Below are 3,267 nucleotides of genomic sequence, written 5' to 3'. Positions count from 1 at the left end.
TTGCCAATGTTAAGCGGGTTACCATCAAGCCATTTGTCACAGCAGCAATAGAGCCCGGCACTCTGGTGTACACCGATGAGTACGCTATCTACAACGAACTGACAGAATGGGGTTATGGTCATAAATCCGTCTGCCATGGAGACGGTGAATATGCCCGTGATGAAGACGGCGACGGTTTCCACGAAGTTCATGTGAACACAATGGAAGGGTTTTGGTCGTTGCTGCGTTCCTGGTTACGTCCTCATCGGGGTATATCACAAGAGAAGTTACCGCTGTATTTAGGTTTCTTCGAGTGTCTGCACAACATCAGAAAACGGGGAAAAGCAGCTCTCTCCGGTCTTCTGGAGGTGCTGTTTGGATAACTCCCCGGAATCCATTAAGAGCCTGTTTTTTTACAGTCACCAAATAATTCGGTCACGAGTTCTGGATTTAATTCTTGCCAAACAACGTTCAGTGTTCAGCAAGGAATGGTTTGATACGTTCATCACTGTCAGGATGGGTAGATAGAAACACCGGTATACCGGAATCCTGATGCTCGGATTTGAGCAAAAGCATGATATCCGCAAAGTGATAAGGCTCAGGTCCATGCTCTTTCATGAAAGTCAGAGCATACTGATCTGCCTCAGCCTCCATCACTCTTGAATAACTGCTTTCCATTAATAAAGCAGGTATAGCTGCTGCCAGGTTGGCGACAGAGGCCACATCACCCGTTACAACGATCAACAAAACAGACAGTCCGGTCTGTTGCAATACTCCCCTGAGGCTATGACGCCCAGCAACATGTCCTATTTCGTGGGCAAGAATCGCTTTCAACTGACTATCATTTTCTGAAAGTTTCACCAGCTCATCAGTTAGAATGATTGTGCCATCGGGTAATGCAAAAGCATTAGCGCCTCTCTCAGGACTGCTTCTGAAAATCAATTGCAAAGGGGCTTTTTGATCTGACTGAGCCACCATAGCCTGAAAAGCTACAGTGAGACGTTCCTGAGTTTTCTGCTCCAGCTTGCTGGGTTCCAGAAAAACCTGATCCAGTACTTGGAGCGTTCCCTGCCCTACACTCATTGCCACAGACTCAGGCAGACTCATAGCCACCTTCTCTGCTGAATAAGGTACGACGACCTTTAGCAGAAACCCTACAAAACCAACCATCACCAGGGCCGAAGCCAGTACATAGCTATATCTGGACTCAAGATGGTGAATTAGATTAAAGCTTCCCTTCTTTTGATGTTCTTTAAGCGCTTTATCTATCTGATCATTCTCTGTTGATTCAAATAGCCCGCCATCCATCAGTCGGAGAGACCGGGCTGAATTCCCTACACGACTACTGATAGTTAAATCTTCAAAGCGACCTTGTGGAGTACCCTTACCCGACAAGGTGCATAGAAGATAAACCATTCCAGAGTCGTCGACCTCAAGATAACGGTCCTGAGATCGACTACTGCCTGCGGGGTAAAACTGCCCCCTGATTCGCATCAGATACCCACCGCCAGATCGAAGACTTCGCCAATCTCTTCGGCCATAGCAGATTGTTCTTCCTGAGCCTGATCGGTGAAATGATCCAGCGCTTCATCCGCCAGCAGCGTTGTAGACTCAGCTCGATACTGAGCCAGTCTGATCATGGCCCAGGGAATTGCGAGCCCCAGCGTTCCGATAATAGCCAGAATATTGGTAAAGTAAATCAATGCCAGCTCACTGGCTTTTTGGCGGCTTTCAAAGCGGTATTGTTCAATAGAGCAATTGCCTTCAGATACAGTTTATAATCAGATCCATCCGCTCAGATTTTATCATCACGAAGATATCACCCGGTGTGCTTGGGAAGTTTCTAGGACCATCCGTTAAGGCAGGAAATTCATGCAGTTCTTCAGGCTTTGGCATATCGGGAAAAAGAATCGGCCAAGCATCTGATGAAAATGCAATAGTCTGGCTGAGATCACATTCGGGGGCTTTCTGACGGATCGAACGAACGACCATATCAAGCTGGCTTAATATATCCCCGATTAACTCCGACGCATTTGCTTCCACATGATTAAGAGTAAAGGTGAGGTATTCCGCGAACGTATTGGGATCTTTAATGACTCCAGTCTGTACAACTGCAATGTCCATGTATTGTCTCCAGGCTGACAATCTTTTAATTCATATTACATATTATGTTGTAATATGTAATATGCTGTAACTTGGATATTTGAGGCGTATGATCAATACTCAATACAATTTATAGGCAAACTAGGCGTGAGCTTACAAATGAGTGACAAGAAACAAAAGACATCTGAGTCTACCAACGAGAAAATGGCCCACCACTACGGGGATGACAGCCACGAACACAAGCATGATAAAAGCCATGGTGAGTATAGAGAGCATGAGAAATCACACTCACATACGCAACATGGCGGTGATCCAGAGGGCCACAAACACACCAAACAGCACCATGATGGACACAGTCATTCCGACGAACGCCACCACCATCAGAAACGGCATGACCATAAGGAGCATTCCCGAGAGCATCATAAGGCTAAAAACAAGTAGAATGAGTTACCTGAAAGGGCTCACTATACATCCACAGCACTCTTAATTTAAATCACAAGGATATATCTTGATGTACAAAGTACTTAATAAAAGTAGTGGGAATGTTCTGGGAATTGAAATTTCTGGAAAGATTGACATTGAACAGGAAAATACACTAATTTCCATAGCTGATGAAATCTTGAAAGAGCATGAGAAAATTAGACTTTTTGTTGTCGTTGAAGAAGGCGTAACAGCCTCATTTAAAGCTGCGGTAACAGACCTTGAATGGGTTGTAACGCACCTTAAATCTATTGATCGTCTTGCGATTATTTCAAACAACAAGTTCCTCTCCCAACTAGTCGACATAGACGCAAAATTTGCGAAGCACCTTGGAATTGGTGAAAAGCATTTCAAAGTCGAAGATATTGACGATGCTTGGAAATGGATCGAAGAAAGGGAATAATGATTTAGCTTCTCACCTGTGAATTTCCGGGCATGGGCCCAAGTTAGAGCGCTTTAAAGGCAACCAGCATCAAGACGAAACATCCCCTCTCCAGTGAATTAAATTTGAGCTGAATGACGGAGAGGAAAGCCTTGGCGACAAAAAATGCTTTAAAACTCTCTCCACCAAAGAGGTTGTCGCAAAAGGTAGCGAGCGCAGGCGAGACAAGGCAAAAAATGACGAAAAAGCGGAGTTTACATTCAGTAAATGAGCATTTTGAGTCATTTTTTAACGACGTATCGGCAAGCGCAGCCCTTTTGCGA

At 44.9% G+C, this 3,267-nt stretch carries 7 protein-coding genes; 3 read left to right on the top strand and 4 right to left on the bottom strand.

All coding sequences use genetic code 11. The annotated features are described in order from the left end of the window. Positions 1-362, top strand: a 362-nt coding sequence (locus tag ACR2PX_RS27580) for a transposase (protein ID WP_434002571.1), incomplete at its 5' end; no start/stop codon positions are given. An 88-nt stretch (positions 363-450) separates the two neighbouring features. Here ACR2PX_RS27580 and ACR2PX_RS27575 read toward each other — a convergent pair. Genes ACR2PX_RS27575 through ACR2PX_RS27565 form a run of 3 tightly spaced genes read right to left on the bottom strand, consistent with a single transcriptional unit; the run spans position 451 to position 2,103 of the window. Next, complete coding sequence (locus tag ACR2PX_RS27575) at positions 451-1,473, bottom strand: M48 family metallopeptidase (protein ID WP_434002570.1); 1,023 nt, start codon at positions 1,471-1,473, stop codon at positions 451-453. Continuing rightward, positions 1,473-1,730, bottom strand: a complete 258-nt coding sequence (locus tag ACR2PX_RS27570; protein ID WP_434002572.1) for a DUF898 family protein — start codon at positions 1,728-1,730, stop codon at positions 1,473-1,475. Before ACR2PX_RS27570 ends, ACR2PX_RS27575 begins: the two co-directional genes overlap by 1 nt. A gap of 13 nt (positions 1,731-1,743) precedes the next feature. Beyond that, on the bottom strand, positions 1,744-2,103 hold the full coding sequence (locus tag ACR2PX_RS27565) for a Dyp-type peroxidase domain-containing protein (RefSeq protein ID WP_434002569.1): 360 nt from the start codon (positions 2,101-2,103) through the stop codon (positions 1,744-1,746). A 138-nt stretch (positions 2,104-2,241) separates the two neighbouring features. Here ACR2PX_RS27565 and ACR2PX_RS27560 point away from each other — a divergent pair, with 138 nt between their 5' ends. Both ACR2PX_RS27560 and ACR2PX_RS27555 read left to right on the top strand, forming a co-directional pair. After that, on the top strand, positions 2,242-2,523 hold the full coding sequence (locus ACR2PX_RS27560; protein WP_434002568.1) for a hypothetical protein: 282 nt from the start codon (positions 2,242-2,244) through the stop codon (positions 2,521-2,523). 70 nt (positions 2,524-2,593) lie between these two features. Further along, the gene (locus tag ACR2PX_RS27555) at positions 2,594-2,965 is read left to right on the top strand and encodes an STAS/SEC14 domain-containing protein (RefSeq protein WP_434002567.1); all 372 of its coding nucleotides are present in this window, start codon (positions 2,594-2,596) and stop codon (positions 2,963-2,965) included. A gap of 43 nt (positions 2,966-3,008) precedes the next feature. On the opposite strand, the gene ACR2PX_RS27550 is transcribed toward ACR2PX_RS27555, so the two are convergent. After that, on the bottom strand, positions 3,009-3,267 hold a 259-nt coding region (locus tag ACR2PX_RS27550), incomplete at its 5' end, for a hypothetical protein (protein WP_434002566.1).

Source organism: Endozoicomonas sp., from assembly GCF_051008435.1.
In the GTDB taxonomy this organism is placed as follows: domain Bacteria; phylum Pseudomonadota; class Gammaproteobacteria; order Pseudomonadales; family Endozoicomonadaceae; genus Endozoicomonas_A.
The sequence above is the reverse complement of the archived record's forward strand: the minus strand, read 5'-3'. Positions and strand labels throughout refer to the sequence as shown.